Genomic DNA, 19,684 nt, shown 5'->3' on the forward strand with positions numbered 1-19,684 from the left:
GGCCGCCTCAGCGCTCGGCGACGGCGAGCCGCTCGATGGCGCGCACGCCGCGCTGCGGGGGCCAGTGGCGCGCGGCCCAGTCCACCGCCGACTCGTCGGAGAGCACGCGGAAGCCGGCGCGCGCGAGGAGCTCGTGCATGGCGTCCCGGGTGAGCGGCGCGCGGATGGCCTCGCCCAGCGAGCGAAAGCCGCCCCGGAGCAGGCCCTGTTTCCACGCGGGGACAGGGTCGTCAGGGAACATCCCGTAGGTGACCGCGATGCGGCTGCCGGGCGCCGAGAGCGCCGCCGTGAGGCGCAAGGTGCCCTCGACGGCCTCGCGCGTGAGGTACGGAGTCACGCCTTCCCAGATCCAGAACGCGGGCTCGGCGGGCCGGAAGCCGGCCGAGAGGAGCGCCTCGTCGAGCCGGTCTCGCTCGAAGTCCACCCCGACGTGCGCGAGCCCGCCAGCCTTGAGCTCCGGCGCGGCCGCGGCGCCCGGCGCGGTCGCGCCGCCGCCGGGGCGCGCGAGCGACGCCAGCCGCTCGACCTTGTAGCGCTGCGTGGCCGGGTGATCGACCTCGAAGACCTGGACGCCCGCGAGCTCCGGGAGGCGCATCGCACGGCTGTCCAGGCCCGCCCCGAGCACGACGAGCTGGGACGCGCCCTCCGCGACGGCGTCGCGGAGGGCGTCGTCGATGGCGCGGGTGCGGAGCGCGACGTGGTAGCTCAGGCCGAACAGGGCGCGGCCGAGGCCGTGGTGGACGGCGCGGGCGGCGGCGGGGACGCCGGCCGCCCGCGCGAGCGCGCGCGCCGGGAGCGCGAGCGGCCACGGGACGAGGCGGGCCGCGAGCGGGTCGGGCGCCACGCGGTAGGGCTCGGGCATCTCGGTGTAGAGCGCCCGCAGGGCAGCGACGAGGGAGGCGGTGAGGCTTGGGCGTTGGGCTCGCACGAGGGTGCCTTGGTTCGCTGTGTGCCGCCCGGGATCGGCCGCGGCGGAGCCCCAGCGTACATGCCACGTCGACGGCGCGCCCGTGGTGTCGTCATCCAGTCACGCGTCGTTGGTCGTCGCTGTTCACACGCCGCGCGTCAGCGCGCTGTCGCTGCGGAAGATCCGGGGCGCGGACGGCCGCAAGCGCGGCGCCACACCGGATGCACCGGTTCTTGCTTGCCACGCGGCCGCGGGCCGGTAGCGCCGCAGTGACGTGTCGAGAAGTTAACGGTTGCCCTTCGCGTGAAGTGCGGGGCTGCATTCATTATTCATTCTTCAGGAGTGTCGAGCATGAGAGGGAATCTGGCTCGCGGAGCGATGGTCATCTTGCTTGCCCAGTGCATGCTGGGATGCGGTGACGATGCGGCTCCCGGTGGCACGGCGTCGTCGAGCTCCTCGACGGGCAGTAGCGGTGGCGGCGGCGACGGCGGCAATGGCGGCGACGGCGGCAATGGCGGCGACAGCGGCGACGGCGGCAATGGCGGCGACGGCGGCGGCGACGGCGGCAACGGCGGAGGCGACGCCATCGCGTGGACTCCCTGCCCGCTCCTCACCGACGGCACCGGCGAGGACGCCGAGTGCGCCGAGATCCCCGTCCCGCTCCACTGGGACCAGCCGGAAGGCAAGGCCATCACCTTCTTCGTCAAGCGGAAGCTCGCCGCGACGCAGCCGAGCCGCAGGCAGCTCTGGCTCCTGAACGGCGGGCCGGGGGGCTCAGGCGCCGACTTCGAGCCCCTCGTGCAGCTCCTCGCCGGCATCGATCCGACACTCGACATGTACATGCCGGACCACCGCGGCACGGGCCGCTCGAGCCGCCTCGGCTGCGCGGCAGGGGAGACGCCGGAGAGCGAGGGCGGCAGCTATCTCACCGACGCCGAGATGGCCGCCTGTCTACCGGCGATCGAGGCCGAGCTGGGCGACGACATCAAGGGATTCACCGTCACGAACGCCGCGCGCGACGTCGGCGAGATCATCGCGCGGACGCGCGCCCCGGGCGGCGAGGTCCTCGTCGTAGGCGGCTCCTACGGGACGATCTGGGGTCACCGCTATCTCCAGCTCTACCCCGACCAGCCGACGGCCGTGTCGCTCACCGCGCTGGCCGTCAACGCGAAACTCTCGGACATCGATGTCTGGCTCAACGACCTCGGCCAGCGGTTCATGGACCTCTGCGGCGCCGACCCGTCCTGCTCGGACAAGCTCGGCGCCGACCCGTGGGCGACGATGACCGAGACCCTGGATGCGTTCGATGAGGGGGCCTGCCCGGAGGTGGCCGCGCTCGGCTATGACCGGCAGATCTTCCAGGCGCTGTTCGCGCAGTTCCTCTATCAATGGGCGCCGCGGCCGCTCATCCCGGCGCTGACGTACCGGCTGGGTCGGTGCTCTCCCGCCGACGTCGCCGCGTTCACCCACCTCGCGGGGGTCGTTCTCGCGCCCCTCCCCGAGCCGCTCTCGGCGAGCATGCGGTTCTTCTCCCCGGTGCTCCGCAACAACATCATGCTGTCGGAGCTCTGGGCCGACCCGCCTCCGCCCGTGTCCGAGATGCAGGAGTTCCTCGCGCAGGCCAACGTGGCCATCGGGGTGACGGACGACGCCGCCGCGCTCCACGAGAGCTGGCCGCGCTACACCCCCGACGCGTACGCAGGGCAGTGGGCCACGACGAGCGCGCCCCTGCTGCTGCTCCACGGGGAGCTCGACTTCATCCCGAGCGCGGTACCGGAGGCCGTCAAGAGCCACTTCACCGGCCCGAACCAGACCCTGGTGATGCTGCCGCGGGCCCCCCACGGCGTCGAGAGCCCGACCGATCTCATGGGCGGCTCGTGCGACATGGATCTCCTGTTCCAGTTCCTCGCCGCTCCCGAGGCGCCCCTGGACACATCGTGCACGGAAGAGGTCCTGCCCATCGATTTCAGCGTCGCTCCGGGGGTGAGCGCCGCATACCTCGGCACCGAGGACGCCTGGGAGGGCGATCCCGGGGCAGAGCGGCGCGCGCCTCGCGCGCCCTCGCCCGAGCAGGAGCGCACGATCGCGCGCGTCCGCGAGGCGCTGCGCGACGCGCGCAGCCGCGCCCTGCCTCGGCCGCTGCTCCCCTGACCGGCTCACCGCGCGCGGATCGGCAGGGGCCCGCTCGGACCTGCTAGGCTGGCCGGCGTGCACGACACACCTCCGGAAGCGTGCGTCCTCCTGTTCGAAGGAGGCTCTGCCCACGGCCCCAACGGGGTATTCGGCGCGTGGACTGTCACGGTCGACGCGGCGGGCGCGCTGACGATAGGCGGTCAGGTGCTCGGGCGCGACGTGACGCCTCGCTCCGCGGCGCTCTCGCCCGGCGAGCGGCAGGCGCTCGCGAGCCTCCTCGATGGCCTCTCCTCGGTGCCTTCCCGACGCTCGACCCGCATGGGCATCCCCGACGAGAGCATGCTCCACATCACCGCGGCCACAGCTGCAGGCCCGACGACGCTCCAGCTCTGGCACCGCGAGGCGCGGACCGTGCCGCCCGTCGCCGCGCTGCTCCGCTGGATCGACGCCATCATCGCGACGCACGCAGGCCACGCCGCCGCGTTCGCGTGAGCGGCCGACACGAGGTCCCGCCGCGCTGACAGCCGACCAGCCTGCAGGGAGCCTGGCCCCGGAAGAACGGCTCCCGGGACGCGGCGAGTTCTGCTAGAAGGAGTCGGCCGCGCCGAGCGCTCGTCATGACACCCCGGCGCGAGCAGCAAGTCCTTAGAATTACTGGCCATTTCACCGCGCTGCGGCAGCGCGCAGCCCCCGTGAACGGGCCGATTACCCTCGAGTGTCAACATGACTTTTCATCGTGAGACAGCGCGCTTCACCCTGGTCGGGATCTCCTGCCTGGCGCTCGCCGCCGCGGCCGCGGGCTGCGTGGGCAGCTCGGACGGCGGCTCGGATACGGGAGGCGCCGGCGGCAGCGGCGCGGGGACCGGCGGCGCCTCGAGCGTGAGCTCGGGCGCTGGCAACCCCTCCTCCGGCAGCGCCAGCAGCGGCAACCCCGGCAGCACCACGACCACCGGCAGCGTCGACCCCGGCACCGCCACCAGCACGTCCACGGGGACGCCCGGCACGACGAGCACCACGGCGAGCACCGGCGCCGGGACGCCGACGGGCGCGTGCCCGCCGAGCGCGACGTTCTGCTCCGACTTCGAGGGGACAGGGCTCCCCGCGGGCGCGACGTACCGCCCGTCGTACCAGGCGGCAGATGCGCTGAAGAACATGGAGATCGACTCGTCGATCTTCCACTCCGGATCGAGCTCGCTGCACGTGAAGCCCGGCATGAGCGGCTACGACTGGCGGATGCTCTCTGTCCCGGCGCCCGGGTCGAAGTTCTGGGTGCGGCTCTACGTGCGCAGCAGCGTGGATATCGGCCAGTCCGAGCACAACGCCTACTTCCAGGCGATGACGGGCGACGGCGATCCGAACGCGGGCGACAACGTCGAGGTCGCCGAGCAGTACTGCCAGATCGTCCTGAACCTGCACGACGATGTCGTCCTGCCCGAGGGCGGCGACTTCCGGTGCGGCAGCGGCGGCGCGAACCTCCCGAAGGACCAGTGGCACTGCATGGAGGCCTATTTCGACGGCGCCCAGGGCGACGTCCAGGTCTACGCCAACGGCACCAAGATCATCGACAAGACCGGCTGGAAAAAGCTCGACTTCAAGACGTTCAGCTTCGGCTACCTCGGCTTCCACGGCCCTTCGCGGTCCATGTGGTACGACGACGTGGCGGTCGCGCCGGAGCGGATCGGCTGCGCCCCCTGACGCGCCCGGCGCCGGGGCGCCGACGGCGCCCCGGCGGTTCAATCCCTGTCTCTCCTGATCACCGCATCAGAAGCTGACGCGCAGGCCGATGGCCCCCGCGCCGAGCACGGGGGTCAGCGCCGCGCGCGGGCTCGCGGTCGCGTCCTGTGAGGGCAGCATCAGCAGGCCGGCGAGGCCGACGCCGGCGCCGACGGCGAGGACCGCGAAGCCGGCGTTGGAGACGTTGGCCAGCGTCCTGGCCGTGCTCAGATCGCCGCCCCGGCTCGGGGGGCAGCGATCGTCCGCGCACACCTCGGCGAGCGCGCCGGACCTCGCGAGCGTCAGGGCGCCCGCGACCGCGCCGACCATCAGGCCGGCCGCGCCGACGCTGAACCCCATCGCCATCAGCGTCCTCCCGACGCCGTCCGCCGGCGCCTCCGGCGCCGCCGCCGTCGCGCGCGGCGCGAGCGCGGCCCGCGGCGCGCGCGACGGCGGCGCCGCCGGCGCGTCCTCCAGCGCCGGGATGGTGACGACGATCGACGCGCGCTCGGGCGGCACGTCCACCGCCGTGGACCACGCCTTCTTCCCCGGCGCCGCCGCGGCGACGCGGTGTCGGCCCGGATCGATGGGGAACGGCGCGTTCAGGGCGGCGCCGCTCAGCGGCTCGCCGTCGAGCGTGAGGCGCAGGCTCGCGGGCGGCGCATCCATCCTGATCTCGATCCGCGCGATCCGCCGCTCCAGCGCCGCCCGCTCGGCGCGCGCGAACGCCGCGCGCTCCTCCGGGCCCTCGCGCCGCGCGATCTCCTCCACCGAGCCGAGCTCGGCCCACGCCGTCGCGAGCATCCCCACCTTCTCGTGACAGACGGCGAGGTTGAGGAGCGTCCCGGGCTTCGGCTCGAGGCGATGGCTCTCCTCGAACTTCGCGCAGGCCTCGGGGTACTGCCCCTGTTTGAAGAGGTCTCGCCCCTGCCAGAAGAGCGCCTCCGCCATGGGCTTGACCGCGCCCTGCGCGCGCTGGGCGGACGCCGCGCCGGAGAGCGTGACGGCCCCGAGCAGCGCGCCCGAGCCGAGGAACAGGAGCCCTCTCTTCATCTCTCTGACCCAGCCACGTCCGACTCAATCCCGCTGATCGAGGATCCTGTCCAGGTGGCCCTGGCGCGGGGCTCCATCGCGCGGGGCCCCGGCGCCCCGCCGCGGCGCCGGCAGCGCCGACAGGCTCACGTCCATCGCGCGATCTCGGTCCGGGATGAGCTGCACGCTCGCGTCCTTGAAGCCCGGCTTCCTCAGGACCAGCTCGACAGGCTCGCTCCCGCGGGGCAGCGCGATCGGCGCGCCGGCGCTCCCGACCCTCGTGTCGCCGATCCAGACGCTGGCGTCCGCGGGCCGGGTCGTGAGCCGCACCGTGGCCGTATCCGCCGGCGCGGCCCTCAGCGGCTCCGCCGTCGCGGCGGGGGGCGGCGCGGGGGCCACGGGCGGCTCCGGCGGCTCGCGCGCCTCCTGCGGCGCGGCGGGGGCGGAGGCGAGCGCCATGGCGCTCTTGCCACCGAGCAGCGGGAGCCCCGAGGGGCGCCCGATGACCCACATCGACGTCGCGGCGACGAGCCCCGCGGCAGCCGCCGCGACGAGGTTCCGGCGCCTCACCGCTGCCGGCCGCGCGACGGGCGCGCTGGGCGCCTCGATCGCCGCAACCTCGGACGACGACGGCGTCCGGCCGCCCAGGTCCGCTCCGCGGCGCGCGGCCACGGCGCTCGCGGGCGGCCCCGACCACGGCACGGTCGACGCGTCGGCGGCGCTCGCCGTCGGCCCGGGGGCGCGCTCGGTGTCCGGGAGCGTGGAGCTCGGCAGCGCGGAGCTCGGCAGCGCGGAGCTCGGCAGCGCGGAGCTCGGCAGCGTGGAGCTCGGCAGCGTGGAGCTCGCAGGCGCGGCCGACGGCTCCGACGCGGGGCCCGCGCCGGCATCCGAGCGGCGGTCCGGATCCCAGCTCTCCTCGGTCGGCTCGGGCCCCGTGGCGACGGCCGAGCCCGTCGTCAGCGTGGCCGTGTCCTCGCGGGCCGGTATCCCCGTCCGCGGGGTCCACGTCGCGCTCACGCGCCCCTCGTCGCCCGTCGACGACGTCGCGCTCCACGGGGTCGGGGTCCACGTCGCGCTCACGCGCCCCTCGTCGCCCGTCGACGGCGTCGCGCTCCACGGGGTCGGGGTCCACGTCGCGCTCACCGGCCCCCCACCGCCCCTCCCTGAGGCCGCGCTCCCCGGGGACTGCGCCCCGCTCGCGCGCCCCGCATCGCCCGTCGCCGCCGGCATCTGCCCCGAGGCCCACGTCGCGCTCGTGCTCGCGGGCGCCGCGCCGGGCTCCTCCCGCGCGCCGCCCCGCGCGAGGCCGATCCGCCGGGCGACCTCCAGCAGGTCGGCCACCGCCTTGCTCGCGCTCTGGGGCCTGTCGCCCGCGCGCTTCTCGAGCATCGCGAGCACCGGCAGGTCGAGCTCGCGCGGCAGATCGGGGCAGACGCTCGACATCCGCGGCGGCGGGTCGGACGCGTGCTTGCACATCACATCCACCGCGGACTCCCCGGTGAACAGCGACTTCCCGGTCAGCATCCTGTGGATCATCACGCCCAGCGCGTAGATGTCCGCGGGCGGCCCCGTCCTCTGGCCGCGCGCCTGCTCCGGCGCCATGTACTGCGGCGTGCCCAGCACGACACCCGTGCTCGTCACCTCCGACCCCTCGCCGTCCGCGAGCTTCGCGATGCCGAAGTCGAGCAGCTTCGGGAACCACGTCCCGTCGCGCTCCGCCGCGAGGAAGACGTTGTCGGGCTTCAGATCGCGGTGCGTGATCCCCGCCTCGTGGACGGCGTCGAGCGCGTCGGCGATGCCGCGCACGATGGGGACGAGGGTCGGAAAGGGCAGCCGCCGCCGCTGCCGGCACAGCTCGCCGAGCGTCATGCCGTCGAGCAGCTCCATCACGAAGTAGTGCCGCTGGAGCCCAGGGAGCAGGCCGAAGGAGAAGATATCGATGATGTTGCGCTGGCGGATCCTGTTCACCGCGCGCGCCTCGGCGACGAACCGCGCGACCGCCTCCGGCTGCGCGGCGAACCGCCGGTTCAGCACCTTGATCGCGACCTTCTTGCCGATCAGCGGGTGCTCGCCCGCATACACCTCACCGAACGTGCCCGCGCCGAGCTTCCGGTCGATGCGGTACTCGCCGACCATCGTGTTCGTCTCGAGGAGCGGCTCGGCGGGGAGGCACATCTCCGCCGGCAGCAGCGGACTTCCATCGGCCGCGCACGACGTGACGTCCTCACTGTACACCGCACCACACCGGGGGCAGGTCGCCATACGAAGCCAATGAAGCTAGGGGTCGCGTGGTCCTGGCTGCCCCACGCGGGGCAAGTCGTCATGCAAAGCGCGAGAATATCGAGATCGCGTGGTCCTGGCTACCCCGATCCCGGGCGCTCGCAGCCGATCAGCGGGCACGAGCAGGCGCTCCCGCACTCCCGGTGGATGGAGTCGTTCGGGACCGCGCAAGCGACAGTGCAATAATTCGTCCCACATTCAACCGTCACGTTGCCCGCGCACCCGGTGCCTGTGCACTTGAGCGTGCATTTGCCGTCTTGGCTGCACCGCAAGGTCAGGTCCTGGCACCCGCCGCTGTTGCAGACGACCTCGCACGAATAGGGACCCATGCAGGTCACGACAGCGCCGTTGCACTGGTCGCCGCACTCGAGCACCACGGGGGACTTCATCGTGTCGAGCAGCACGGACCCGGCGCACCCGCCCTCGTCGTCGCACGTCAGCTCGCACGTCTCCCCGTTGCAGTTGCAAGGGGTCCTGACGCCGCTGCTGTTGATGAGGAAGTTGACGCCGCAGTCCCCGGCCTGCTCCGGGTCCGACCCGCACGCCGTGCACGTCGCGGAGGGCGACTGGCAGACCGCCCGATCGATGCAGCCGGCGCCGGACGGCAAGCAGCTCGTGGCGCACGCCGTGCCGCTCGGGTCGCAGTCGTAGAGCCCGCACTCCCTCGGCTCGGCGCTGCACCTGCCGTCGTCCGTGCAGAGGCCCGGAGGCGTCTCCTTGCCGTGCTCACACGTGCCGCCGCACGGGGTGCCCACCGGACCGCACGCGGCGAGGACGCCGCCCACCGTGTCATCGACGCTCATCCCGTCGATGCCCGAGACGAGCTGACAGCTCGCCGCCGCGAGGCTCGCGCCGAGCGTCAGCGCGGCGCCAGCAACAAGTCTCCTCAGGCCCAAGTCAAGAAGGTTCATCTGGCGGAGAGTTCAGCCCAGCGCAGCGCGGCGGACAAGCTCGGAAATCGCGGCCGGAGCCGCCAGACGCACCCGGTGGAATTTTCTTCTCCGGGTCCACCGGAGCCGCGCGCCGGGCAGCGCGCCAGCGCGCCGCCGGCGCGGAGGCATCTCGACCTGAGATGCCGCGCGCGGCGCGATCATTCACGGCCCCCCGACGCGCCCGCGCCGGCCGGCGGCGCCCCCGGACGCCGCGGCGCGACGGGCCCGCTCCGCCGCCGCCCTCCGGCACGACCGCCGGCGGAGCGCGGCGGCGGTGACGGGCGCCCTTGCCCCCTCGCGCCGCCGGCTCCATAGCCGAGGCGGTCAGCGCGCCGCCGGCGTGGGCGCCGCGCGCGCCAGCGCAGCCGTGGCGCGCACCTGAAACGCACGTGAGAAGTGAACCGTGAGCAGCCAGAAGAGAGACGCCAGCAGCCATCAGGCGCCGCGCCGAGGGCGTGACCGCGATGGAGGCCTCGAGCTCGAGGTAGAACCGATGCCGTACCTTGTTTTCCGGGATTTCCCCGACAATACACCCATCCCCGATGACTGCTATAGCTGCGACGGTGCGCCGGACTGGGCGGCGCTGCTGGAGTGGATATGCCCCGATCTCTCGCCCGACGAGGCGGAGCGGCTCGCCACGATCGGTGAGGCGAGCGACGTCCGGCCGGACGTGGTCAGCCTGAAGCGGCTCATCGAGGAGCACGCGAGGCCGCAGGCGTCCCGGGGATCCGCCTGACGCGAACGACCGACACAGACGCCACAACCACGCATCTACACGACCGCAAAGGGATGGCGAAGATCATCGACCCTCGGCGCCACACGTGGCGCGACACCCCGGTGGACAGCATCGGCCTGCTGATCGACGCCGACGAGTATTACCCCGAGTTCTACCGGGTCGCGTCGATGGCGCGGCGATATCTGCTCCTCGCCGGCTGGCAGTTCGACAGCGACGTCGCCCTGCTCCGGGGCGGGCGGGAGGAGCAGGTGTCGAGCCCGATCACGCTGCTCAAGTTCCTGGACCACCTCTGCGAGATCAACCCGGATCTCCATATCTACATCCTCGCCTGGGATTTCCACCTCGTGTTCGCGCTCGAGCGCGAGTGGCTCCAGCAGCTCGTCTTCGAGTGGACGAACCACCGCCTGCACTTCCTGTTCGACTCGACGCACGTCGAGCGCGCCTCGCACCACCAGAAGTTCGTGGTCGCGGACGGCGAGCTCTCGTTCCTCGGCGGGCTCGACCTCTGCGACCACCGCTGGGACGATCGCAGCCACGCGAACAAGAACCCCTTCCGCGTCAGCCGCGGTGAGCCGCACAAGCCGTTCCACGACGTGCAGGCCTACCTGCGGGGCCGCGAGGTCGCGCGGGCGCTGACCGAGATCTTCACCGATCGCTGGCGGCGCGCCGGCGGCGCGCCCATGACGCTGCCGGACGTCGACGGGCTCGAACCGACGTTCGCCGACTACCGGCCCGAGGGCGGCATCCTGCTCGAGACGAAGCACGTCACGCTGAGCCGCACCGATCCGCACGGCTCGCCCACCGGCGCCGAGCACTGCACGGAGATCCGCGACCTCTACCTCGACGCGATCGACGCGGCCGAGCGCTTCATCTACATCGAGACACAGTATTTCAGCTCCCAGGCCATCACCGACGGGATCGAGCGGCGCATGCGCGCCGAAGGCCGGCCGCTGCTCGACGTGGTGCTCGTGCTGAACATGGAGGCCGAGACCATGAAGGAGCAGATCGCCGTCGGCCTCTCCCAGGCCCAGATGCTCGGCAAGCTACGCGCGGCGGCGGCCGAGACGGGCCACCGCCTCGGCGTCTACTACACCCTGCCGGCGTGCGGCGAGGACGAGACGGCCGAGCGCGCCACGTACATCCACTCGAAGGTGATGATCGTCGACGACCGCTTCCTCACGGTCGGCTCGGCCAACCTGACGAATCGCAGCCTCTCGATCGACACGGAGATCAACGCCTCGGTCGAGACCGACGACCCGGACGACGCGCTGGGCCGCTCGATCCGCCGGGCGCGCGCGTCGCTCATCGGCGAGCACCTGGGCGACTTCGACTTCGATCGGGCGGACGACCTCGTCGCGCACCTCGACGCGGTGGCGAGCCCGCCGACCGGCCCGCGCACGCCCGGGAGCTCGTGCCGGCTGCGGCTCCACCCCTCGCCCACCGCGGACGAGCGCGTCCTGCTCGAGGTGATCGACCCGCAGGCGCTCCCGTTCGACCCCGCCGCGGTCGAGGACATCGACAAGCGCCACGGCTCGCTCTTCGTGGGCGGCCTCGGCGTGCTCTGGCGCCACCTCTTCAGCAGCAGCAGCCGCGCCGTCGAGAAGTAGCGCCGCAGAGGGCGCTCCCATCACGCGGCGCGCGGCGCGTTGAAGGCGCGCCGCGCCCCGCCGCCCGCGCCGTTGCGGGACGACGGTGGCACATGGTACGCTGGTGCACTCGGCACGACCGAGAACGGCTCGGAATGATTGAGAATAACCGAGGACGACCGAGGGCGAGCGAGGACGGCTCCTCCAGGTTGTCTCTCACGCTGGAGCGTTGAAGCGACGAGGAGTATGCAAGAGCCAGAGATCACGATCGGGGGCATTTCGGTCCGCGACCTCGCGGAGCAGTACGGGACGCCGCTCTATGCCTACGACGCCGAGCGCATCCGGGATAACTTCCGTCGCCTCACGCGGGCGCTCCGCAGCAGCTATCCGGAGGTCTCCGTCTTTTACGCCATCAAGGCGTGCAACAACCTGGAGATCGCGAAGCTCCTGGTCGAGCAGGGCTCGGGCGTGGACGCCGCGAGCCCGAACGAGATCCGCCTGGCGCAGGCGCTCGGGCTGTCGGGCGAGCAGATCATCTACACGGGCAACAGCCTCTCGGACGAGGACCTGGCCGCGGGGCTGCGCGCCGGGGTCATCTTCAACGTGGATGATCACGGGATCCTGAAGCGCCTGTTCGCGCTCGGGCGACCGCGCTGTATGTCGTTCCGGATCAACCCGAGCGGCGAGGACATCGCCACGCCCGATCTGAAGCCGTTCGCGGGGCCGTCGGCGAAGTTCGGGATCCACCCGAAGTACGTGGAGGAGGCCTACCGCACCGCGCTCGAGAACGGGGTCGAGCGGCTCGGGGTGCACATGATGCCCCACTCGCAGGCGAACAAGCCGGAGAACTTCGCGCACGTCACCGGCAAGCTGCTCGACCTGATCGGGCCGGTCGCGCGGAAGCTCGGCTTCGACCTCGCGTTCCTGGACATCGGCGGCGGGCTCGGCATCCCGTACCGCCGGGAGCAGCCGCCGCTCGACGTGGAGGCCGTCGCCCGCGAGATCGCGGCGGTGGTCCAGAAGAAGTGCGCCGAGCACGGCCTGAAGGCGCCCCGCCTGGTCATGGAGCCGGGGCGCTACTTCGTCGGCGACGCGGGCTACGTGCTCGGGCGGGTGATCTCGATCAAGCAGGGATACAGGACGATCATCGGCACGGACATCTCGATGAACACGATGGCGCGCCCGGTGATGTACGGCGCTTACCACGAGGTGCGGATCAACGGCCGCCGCGGCCGGACCGCCCCGATGGCGATGACGGGCCAGGTCTGTGAGAACACCGATATGTGGATCAGCGAGCGCGAGTTCCCCGCGGACGTCGCCGAGGGGGATGTGGTCGTGCTGATGGACGCCGGCGCGTATGGCCACGTGATGAGCTACGATTACAACGGCAGGCTGCGGCCCGCCGAGGTGCTCGTCGACGGCGGCCGGAGCCGGCTGATCCGGCGGCGCGACACCTTCGAGGACATGGTCTCGCGGATGTGCCTGTCCGACGACATCAAGGAGCGCCTGCGCACGGCGGCCGCGGATGCGGCGGGCCAGGCCGGCAGAGGCTGAAACGGCGCGCACGGCGGCCTCTCCGGCCGCCTTGTGAGCTGCGCTGTCCTTCCCTATACGGCACCCATGCCGTTCACCTTCGTCCGCATCGATCATGTGCAGCTCGCGATGCCGCCGGGGCAGGAGCCGCGGGCGGCGGCGTTCTACCGGGACGTGCTCGGGATGGAGGAGGTCCCCAAGCCCGAGCCGCTCGCGTCGCGCGGCGGCGCGTGGTTCCGCGCGGATACGGTGGTGGTGCACCTCGGCGTGGAGCGCGACTTCCAGCCGGCGCGCAAGGCCCACCCTGGCCTCGTGGTGAAGGGCATCGACGACCTCGCGGCCGCGCTCAGGGCCGCGGGCCACGACGTGCGCTGGAGCGACGAGCTACCCGAGGTGAGGCGGTTTCACACGGACGATCCGTTCGGCAATCGCCTCGAGATCATCGATGGCGGCTGAGGCGCCGCGGGCCGGGCGGCCTGCGGGGCCGCCTGCTCATCGTCTTCAGCGACATCGAAATGGGCGCCGAGGGGGCGTTCGACGATCTCGGTGAGCTCCGGAGCGCTCGGCCTGGCGCCCGTGGCGCGCTCAGGGGCAGCGTCCGGTGCCGGGGCAGGCGGCCCAGGCGATGTGGCCGCCGCCGTTGTAACTGGCGGACAGCTGCCCCTCGAAACGCTCGGCAGAGCCTTCCGGCGACGCCGTCCCTTCGAAGCTGTAATCGATCGGCCCCACCCCGAGCCCCGGCCACGGGAGACGATAGCTGAACCGCACCGTGTCGCCCGACACGCTGCCGTCCGTCACGGCTCCGCAGTTCGTTTCCGGATCGCCCGCAGGAACTCCAGGCCCGCAGACGGTCCCGCTCAGCGCCCCGTCCGCTGCCTGGGTCAGCTGCGCCTCGAAGGGATCCTCGAACTCCGCGCTGGTCCAGCGCCCGGACACGTCGAGCGCCGCAGTCTCACCCGTGCCCGGAACGGAATCGCCGCCCGCCGCGCCGTCGGGACCGGCCTCGGCGCCGGTGTCAACGCTGCCGCAGGACGACGCGAGCGCCGAGAGACAGCAGGCGAGGAGCATGGTGGTGGTGTGCAAGGTAATCTTCATGGGCGCAGTCTACGCCTCACGGCGCGAACGCTCCAGGGACGCGCGCCGCCCGCACTACCTTCCCGTCGAACGCGACGGCCAGCGCGTGAATCGGCGCCGCCCCCGCCGCCCGCAGCTCCGCCGTATAGTCATTCCGCCGGATCTGCTCGATCGCCTCCTCGAGCGCCTGCTCCAGCGTCTTGCCCCCTCGGGCCACCTTCAGCTCCAGCACCACGCCCGGTCGCCCTGGCCGCGAGGGCCGGATGATCACGTCCGGCCGGCCGCGCCCCGACTCGCGGTTCGATCGCACCTGATGATCCGGCTCCAGCGCCGCGAGGAGCCCCAGCACGAAGCCCTGCATCACCTGCTCGGGATCGGGCCGGCCCGTGTCGTGGTACGAAAGCACGTCGGTCGCGAACGCCTGGAGCTGCGCTTCGAAGCGCTCGGCGTCGCCCGCGAGCAGGGCGCCGAGGAGCCGGTCGAGGCCGCCGCTCTGCCGCTCCAGACGCGCACCGAGCCACCGCCGGAACGTCGTCGTGTACACGCCGCGCACCTCACGGTTCGGGATCGAGAGCAGGTGGGACGGCTGCTCCATCAACCCGCGCGAGCGCTTCTCGGCCCTGAGGTACCCCGTGAAGGTGAGGAGGCTCCACAGCACCTCGTCGCTCCGGTCGAGCTCCCCGAGCGGGACGCTCTCGTCGAGCATCCGCTCGACGCTCCCCCCGTCGAGCAGCGCCGCGAACGCCGGCTCGAGCGCGAGCGCGCGCCGCTCGAGCTGCTCGCGCACCAGATCGTTGGAGCTCGTGTTCACCCAGTAGGGCTGGGGCTCCCCGTCCTCACGGGAGAGGAAGTTCAGGACGCTCCAGGGGTTGTAGACGACCGTGTTGCCGAAGAGATACCCGTTGTACCAGGCTCGCAGCGACAGGAGCCGCTCGGGCCGCCCGGCTCGCGCGAGCAGCGCCTCGACCTCCGGCTCGGTGAAGCCGAAGCAGGTGTCGAACTCCGGCGCGAGCAGCGAGTAGACAGCCACGTTGTTGAGCCCGGAAAAGATGCTCTCCCGGGCCACGCGCAGGACGCCCGTGAGCACCGCCTTGAACAGGTGCGGGTTGCCCTTGAGCCCCTCGGTGAGGAACGCACGGAAGAACCCGATCACCTGCGCGGCGTAGCCGTGGAGATACCCGGCGTGGAGGGGCTCGTCGTACTCGTCGATCAGGATCACCACGCGCTCGCCGTGACGGCGTCGGAGGTAGCTCGACAGATCGAGCAGCGCCGTCTCGTAGGCGATCCTGCTGGCCGTGCCGTCGAGCACGGCGCGATACCGCCGGGCCTCCCGCTCGCTCAGCGTGCCGCTGTCGAGCAGCTCGCGGTGCTCATCGAAGAGACGCGCGATCCTGTCCTGTACGGCCTCCCAGAACGCGTCGAGGCCCTCGGCCTTCGTGCCCTTGAAGGTCAGGTGGATGACGGGGTAGCGCTGGAAGTGCTCGCGGTAGCCCTCGCCGGCCTGCCAGATGCGAAGATCACGGAACAGCGGGGAGAGATCCTCCGCGTGCCGCTCGAAGAAGCAGCGCAGCATGGAGAGGTTGAGCGTCTTGCCGAAGCGGCGCGGGCGCGGGAGCAGGACGACCTCGGTGCCGGGCCGGTCCAGGAGCTCCTGGATCAGGTGGGACTTGTCGACGTACTCGAGCCCCAGCTCGCGCAGCCGGCGGAAGTCGTCGATGCCGATGGGGACCTGGATGCTCATGGCGCCTTCGGGAGGGGCGGAGTGCCCTCACGGACGCTACTCCGCCGCCCGCGGGCGGCAAGCGCGCAAGGCGCCTGCCGGGCCTCGCCCGCCGGGTCCAGACCTCTGCCGTGCGCCGGGCGCCGCGCAGCGCGCGCGGCGTCAGGCCGCCGACGCCTGCGGCTTCGCCTTGCGCGCGTGGCGGTTCTCCGGCCGGGCCAGCCCGAGGTTCTCCCGGAGCGTGCGGCCCTCGTACTCCGTTCGGAACAGGCCGCGCCGCCGCAGCTCCGGGATCACCAGCTCCACGAAGTCGTCCAGCCCGCCCGGGAGCCACGGCGGCATCACGTTGAAGCCGTCGGCGCCGCCCTGCGTGAACCAGGCCTCGAGCTCGTCCGCGATCTGCTCCGCCGAGCCCACGATCGTCCAGTGGCCGCGCGCCCCCGCCACCCAGAGGTAGAGCTCCCGGATGGTGAAGTTGCGCTTGCGGGCGATGTCGAACATCAGCGCCTGACGGCTCTTGTTGTTGTTGGTCTCCGGCAGATCGGGGAGCGGCCCGTCCACCGGATACGCCGACAGGTCGATCCCGCCCGACAGGCCCGAGAGCAGCGACAGGCCGACCTCCGGCAAGATGAGGTCCTGGAGCTGCTGGTACTTCGCCTTGGCCTCCGACTCGGTCCTCGCGACAACGGGGAACACCCCCGGCATGATCTTGAGCTGGTCGGGGTGGCGACCGTACCTCGCCATCCGGCCCTTGACGTCGGCGTAGAACGCCTGTGCGTCCTCGAGCGTCTGCTGCGCGGTGAAGATCACCTCCGCCGTCTCGGCCGCGAGGTCCCGGCCCGCCTCCGACGACCCCGCCTGCACGATCACCGGGTGACCCTGCGGCGGACGCGGGATGTTGAGCGGCCCCCGGACGGAGAAGAACTTCCCCTTGTGATCGAGCGTGTGCAGCTTCTCCGGGTCGTAATAGGCCCCCGACGCCTTGTCGCGGAGGAAGGCGTCGTCTTCCCAGCTGTCCCAGAGGCCGGTGACAACGTCGACGAACTCGCGCGCCCGGGCGTACCGCTGCGCATGGTCGGGGTGGGCGTCGAGCCCGAAGTTCCCCGCCGCCTCGCCCCCGCCGGTGGTGACCACGTTCCACCCCGCCCGCCCCTGGCTGAGGTGGTCCAGCGAGGCGAACTTGCGCGCCAGCAGGTAGGGCTCCTCGTACGTGGTGGACGCCGTGGCGATGAAGCCGATGCGCTCCGTGACGGCCGCGAGCGCGGAGAACAGCGTGACCGGCTCGAAGCTGGCGCCGTACGCCGTACGGCCCTTCGCCCCCGGCCGGCTCTGCAGCGCGAGCCCGTCCGCGAGGAACACGGCGTCGAACCCGGCCCGCTCCGCCGTCTGGGTGATGCGCCGGTAGTGCCCGAAGTTGATGCCGCCGTCGGCCTGCGCCTCCGGGTGCCGCCAGGCCGCCACGTGGTGTCCTGCGCCGGGCAAGAAGGCGCCCAGACGGATCTTCCGCTGCTTGTCGCTCATGGATGTCCTCGGTCTCGGTCCTCGCGAGGGCGCTCGCCGCTGCTCGCCATGGCTCGCCGGCGATCATCGCCGCTCGCCGCGCGCGTCCCTGACCGCAAGCCCCGTGCCCGGCGGCGGAGCCGCGGGCCGCAGCGGCCAGGAGCGAGGCATCTCCCCTGCCCGCGCGGCGGCGCGCCCCTCTTTCCGCGCGGCGGCGTGCTGCGAGGGCAGCAGCGGACCGACAGCGCTGCGGGCGCAGTGCTGGCAGGGAAACACCCGCCGGGCGCACGCGCGCTCCCCGGGCGCCGCGCCCGGGCTACTGCCAGCGGAAGAGCTTCAGGGCCAGCGCGAAGGAGACAACGCCCCAGGCGGCCATCACCGCGAGCTCGGGCGCGAGCGCGGCGAGCGTCGCGCCCTCGAGCATCACGCCGCGGAGCGCGTCGTTCAGCGCGGTGAGGGGCAGCGCCTGGATGAAGGGCTGGATCGCGTCGGGGAAGCGCTCGGTCGAGAAGAAGATGCCGGAGAAGATCCACATCGGAAACTGCGCCAGGTTCGTCAGGCCCGAGACGCCCTCGAGGGTCCGCGGCCGCGCCCCGATGAGCAGGCCCATGCCGACGAACGACAGCGCGCCGACCACGACGACCAGCGCCAGCGCGGCGAGCGAGCCGGCGATCGGGACGTCGAGCACGAGGCACGCGAACAGGAGCAGCGCCACGACCTCGATCGCCAGGAACACGAGCCGCGCCCCGAGGTGGGTCACGAGCAGGTGCCAGCGCCGCACCGGCGCCGCGGCGAACAGCTTCATGAGCTTGCCGATGCGCTGCTGCACGATCGCGAAGCCGATCGCCCAGAGCCCGGTCATCATCAGGTTCATGCCGAGCAGCCCGGGCACGAGGAAGTCGATGTAGCGCGACCCCCGCTCGGTCATCTCGAGCGCCGCCGGCTGGAACGCGTCCGCGCGCCCCGCCGCGCGCTGGAGCGCCTGGTCCACCTCGAGCCGCGCCATGCGGCTCTCCGGCCGCGTCGGATCGTACCAGTACGTGGGCGGATCCGTGGCGAGCACGACCAGCGACACCTTGCCGGCCCGGAGCGCCTGCCGCCCCTGCTCCCGCGGGACCACCGTCGCCACGACCTGCCCCGCGGCCTCGAGCGCCGCGCGTCGCGGCTCGGCGTGGACGCCCGCCTCGACGCCCACCAGCACCGGCTCCGCCGGCTGGCTCCTGAACGCGACGGCCAGCGCCGACGACATCAGGATCGGGAACACGAGCATCCAGAAGATCGCCTCGGGCTCGCGCAGGAACTCCGCCACCCGCGCCCGGATGAGGAGCGCGAGCGGCGCGCCGCGCAGCGAGCGGAGCCACGCCATCACGCCGCCTCCTCGCCCGCGAGCTTCCGCCCGGCGAGCGCCATGAACACGTCCTCGAGGCTCGCGTGCTGGGTCGTGAGCCGCCGCACCTCGACCCCGCCCGCCGCGCACAGCGCGAGCAGCGGCGGGAGCACGCGCGCCACGTCGCGCACCGTCAGCCGCAGCATCCCGTGCGCGGCGCGCACGGCCTCCACCCCGGGCAGCGCCCCGAGCTCCTCCTCGGCGAGCTCCCCGTTCACCTCGACCTCCACGACGTGCTCGGCGCCCAGCGACGCGACGAGCGCCGCCGGCGTGCCGAGCGAGAGCAGCCGCCCGCGATCGACGATCGCCACCCGATCGCAGAGGCGCGCGGCTTCTTCCATGTAGTGCGTGGTCAGCAGGACGGTGCGGCCGCGCGCCTTCAGATCCTCGACGACGGCCCAGATCTCGCGGCGCGACGCCGGGTCGAGGCCGGTGCTCGGCTCGTCGAGGAAGAGCACCTCCGGGTCGCCCGCGAGCGCGCACGCGAGCGACAGCCGCTGCTTCTGCCCGCCCGACAGCCCGCGCACGTACGCGCCCGCCTTCTCCTGCAAGGACACGCGGCGCAGCGCCTCGGCCGGATCGAGCCCGCGCGGGTAGAAGCTGCGGAACAGCGCGATCACCTCGCCCACGCGGAGCTTGTCCGGGAAGCGCGTCTCCTGGAGCTGGATGCCGAGCCGCCGGCGCAGCGCGATGCCGTCCCCGACCCAGCGCTCGCCCAGCACCTCGACGTCGCCGGCGTCCGGGCGGGTCAGCCCCTCGAGGATCTCCACCGTGGTCGTCTTGCCCGCGCCGTTCGGGCCGAGCAGGCCGAAGCACTCGCCGCGCCGCACCTCGAGGTCGAGCCCGTTCACGGCCACGACGTCGCCGTAGCGCTTGACCAGACCGCGGCAGACCAGGGCGGGAGAGGCGGACACGGCACGCGTGTATCGCAGCGCATGGCGAAAAGGAACCCGCGCCCTCGATCGAGGCGCCGCGCGGGCGTCCTCGACGCGGCCTCGCGCGCGGGGCGGAGGCAGCCTGGAGGGAACGGCGCGCGCGGGGCGGAGGCGCGCCGCGGAGCGCCCTCGACGAATGAAGGGCACCTCCACGCGCCCACAGGTGCGCCGGAAAATTCGACAGACGACGCGACGCCTTGCCTCTCCGGAGAATCG

At 72.5% G+C, this 19,684-nt stretch carries 17 protein-coding genes; 7 read left to right on the forward strand and 10 right to left on the reverse strand.

Features of this window, described 5'->3' with window-relative positions:
* Window positions 1–7 precede the first annotated feature (7 nt).
* Complete coding sequence (locus WME96_RS30095) at window positions 8–928, reverse strand: class I SAM-dependent methyltransferase (RefSeq protein WP_437285039.1); 921 nt, start codon at window positions 926–928, stop codon at window positions 8–10.
* A 357-nt stretch (window positions 929–1,285) separates the two neighbouring features.
* Here WME96_RS30095 and WME96_RS30100 point away from each other — a divergent pair, with 357 nt between their 5' ends.
* Both WME96_RS30100 and WME96_RS30105 read left to right on the forward strand, forming a co-directional pair.
* On the forward strand, window positions 1,286–3,058 hold the full coding sequence (locus WME96_RS30100) for an alpha/beta hydrolase (RefSeq protein WP_437285040.1): 1,773 nt from the start codon (window positions 1,286–1,288) through the stop codon (window positions 3,056–3,058).
* Between the two features lie 57 nt (window positions 3,059–3,115).
* On the forward strand, window positions 3,116–3,532 hold the full coding sequence (locus WME96_RS30105) for a hypothetical protein (protein WP_437285041.1): 417 nt from the start codon (window positions 3,116–3,118) through the stop codon (window positions 3,530–3,532).
* A gap of 239 nt (window positions 3,533–3,771) precedes the next feature.
* On the opposite strand, the gene WME96_RS30110 is transcribed toward WME96_RS30105, so the two are convergent.
* Window positions 3,772–4,194 carry a hypothetical protein gene (locus WME96_RS30110; RefSeq protein WP_437285042.1) on the reverse strand — a complete coding sequence of 141 codons (423 nt, stop codon included), beginning with the start codon at window positions 4,192–4,194 and terminating at the stop codon, window positions 3,772–3,774.
* Between WME96_RS30110 and WME96_RS30115 the strand changes: the two genes are divergently transcribed.
* Window positions 4,193–4,735 (forward strand): hypothetical protein, encoded by a 543-nt coding sequence (locus WME96_RS30115; RefSeq protein ID WP_437285043.1) that lies wholly within the window; start codon window positions 4,193–4,195, stop codon window positions 4,733–4,735. The two genes, WME96_RS30110 and WME96_RS30115, sit on opposite strands and share 2 nt — an antisense overlap.
* A 66-nt stretch (window positions 4,736–4,801) precedes the next feature.
* On the opposite strand, the gene WME96_RS30120 is transcribed toward WME96_RS30115, so the two are convergent.
* The 3 genes from WME96_RS30120 to WME96_RS30130 form a co-directional block, all read right to left on the reverse strand.
* Window positions 4,802–5,806: a tetratricopeptide repeat protein gene (locus tag WME96_RS30120; protein ID WP_437285044.1), complete on the reverse strand. Its 1,005-nt coding sequence runs from the start codon at window positions 5,804–5,806 to the stop codon at window positions 4,802–4,804.
* A gap of 24 nt (window positions 5,807–5,830) precedes the next feature.
* The gene (locus tag WME96_RS30125) at window positions 5,831–8,047 is read right to left on the reverse strand and encodes a protein kinase domain-containing protein (RefSeq protein WP_437285045.1); all 2,217 of its coding nucleotides are present in this window, start codon (window positions 8,045–8,047) and stop codon (window positions 5,831–5,833) included.
* Between the two features lie 98 nt (window positions 8,048–8,145).
* Window positions 8,146–8,976 carry a hypothetical protein gene (locus tag WME96_RS30130; RefSeq protein WP_437285046.1) on the reverse strand — a complete coding sequence of 277 codons (831 nt, stop codon included), beginning with the start codon at window positions 8,974–8,976 and terminating at the stop codon, window positions 8,146–8,148.
* Window positions 8,977–9,490: 514 nt separating this feature from the next.
* On the opposite strand from WME96_RS30130, the gene WME96_RS30135 reads away from it, so the two are divergent.
* The 4 genes from WME96_RS30135 to WME96_RS30150 all read left to right on the forward strand — a co-directional run bounded on the left by WME96_RS30135 (window position 9,491) and on the right by WME96_RS30150 (window position 13,308).
* A complete protein-coding gene (locus WME96_RS30135) occupies window positions 9,491–9,733 on the forward strand; it encodes a hypothetical protein (protein WP_437285047.1) in 243 nt (80 codons plus the stop codon).
* Between the two features lie 53 nt (window positions 9,734–9,786).
* On the forward strand, window positions 9,787–11,340 hold the full coding sequence (locus tag WME96_RS30140) for a phospholipase D-like domain-containing protein (protein ID WP_437285048.1): 1,554 nt from the start codon (window positions 9,787–9,789) through the stop codon (window positions 11,338–11,340).
* Window positions 11,341–11,565: 225 nt separating this feature from the next.
* The gene (gene lysA, locus WME96_RS30145; RefSeq protein ID WP_437285049.1) at window positions 11,566–12,873 is read left to right on the forward strand and encodes a diaminopimelate decarboxylase; all 1,308 of its coding nucleotides are present in this window, start codon (window positions 11,566–11,568) and stop codon (window positions 12,871–12,873) included.
* A 66-nt stretch (window positions 12,874–12,939) separates the two neighbouring features.
* Entirely contained in the window at window positions 12,940–13,308 is a 369-nt protein-coding gene (locus WME96_RS30150; RefSeq protein WP_437285050.1) for a VOC family protein, read from the forward strand.
* A 129-nt stretch (window positions 13,309–13,437) separates the two neighbouring features.
* On the opposite strand, the gene WME96_RS30155 is transcribed toward WME96_RS30150, so the two are convergent.
* The 5 genes from WME96_RS30155 to WME96_RS30175 all read right to left on the reverse strand — a co-directional run bounded on the left by WME96_RS30155 (window position 13,438) and on the right by WME96_RS30175 (window position 19,447).
* Complete coding sequence (locus WME96_RS30155; RefSeq protein ID WP_437285051.1) at window positions 13,438–13,947, reverse strand: hypothetical protein; 510 nt, start codon at window positions 13,945–13,947, stop codon at window positions 13,438–13,440.
* Window positions 13,948–13,963: 16 nt separating this feature from the next.
* Window positions 13,964–15,667, reverse strand: coding sequence for an AAA family ATPase (locus WME96_RS30160; RefSeq protein WP_437285052.1), 1,704 nt, complete (start codon window positions 15,665–15,667; stop codon window positions 13,964–13,966).
* A 141-nt stretch (window positions 15,668–15,808) separates the two neighbouring features.
* Window positions 15,809–17,167 carry an LLM class flavin-dependent oxidoreductase gene (locus WME96_RS30165; protein WP_437285053.1) on the reverse strand — a complete coding sequence of 453 codons (1,359 nt, stop codon included), beginning with the start codon at window positions 17,165–17,167 and terminating at the stop codon, window positions 15,809–15,811.
* A 295-nt stretch (window positions 17,168–17,462) separates the two neighbouring features.
* A complete protein-coding gene (locus WME96_RS30170) occupies window positions 17,463–18,512 on the reverse strand; it encodes an ABC transporter permease (RefSeq protein ID WP_437285054.1) in 1,050 nt (349 codons plus the stop codon).
* Complete coding sequence (locus WME96_RS30175; RefSeq protein WP_437285055.1) at window positions 18,512–19,447, reverse strand: ATP-binding cassette domain-containing protein; 936 nt, start codon at window positions 19,445–19,447, stop codon at window positions 18,512–18,514. Before WME96_RS30175 ends, WME96_RS30170 begins: the two co-directional genes overlap by 1 nt.
* Window positions 19,448–19,684: the final 237 nt, after the last annotated feature.

This window comes from Sorangium sp. So ce406, from assembly GCF_051474675.1.
In the GTDB taxonomy this organism is placed as follows: domain Bacteria; phylum Myxococcota_A; class Polyangia; order Polyangiales; family Polyangiaceae; genus Sorangium; species Sorangium cellulosum_G.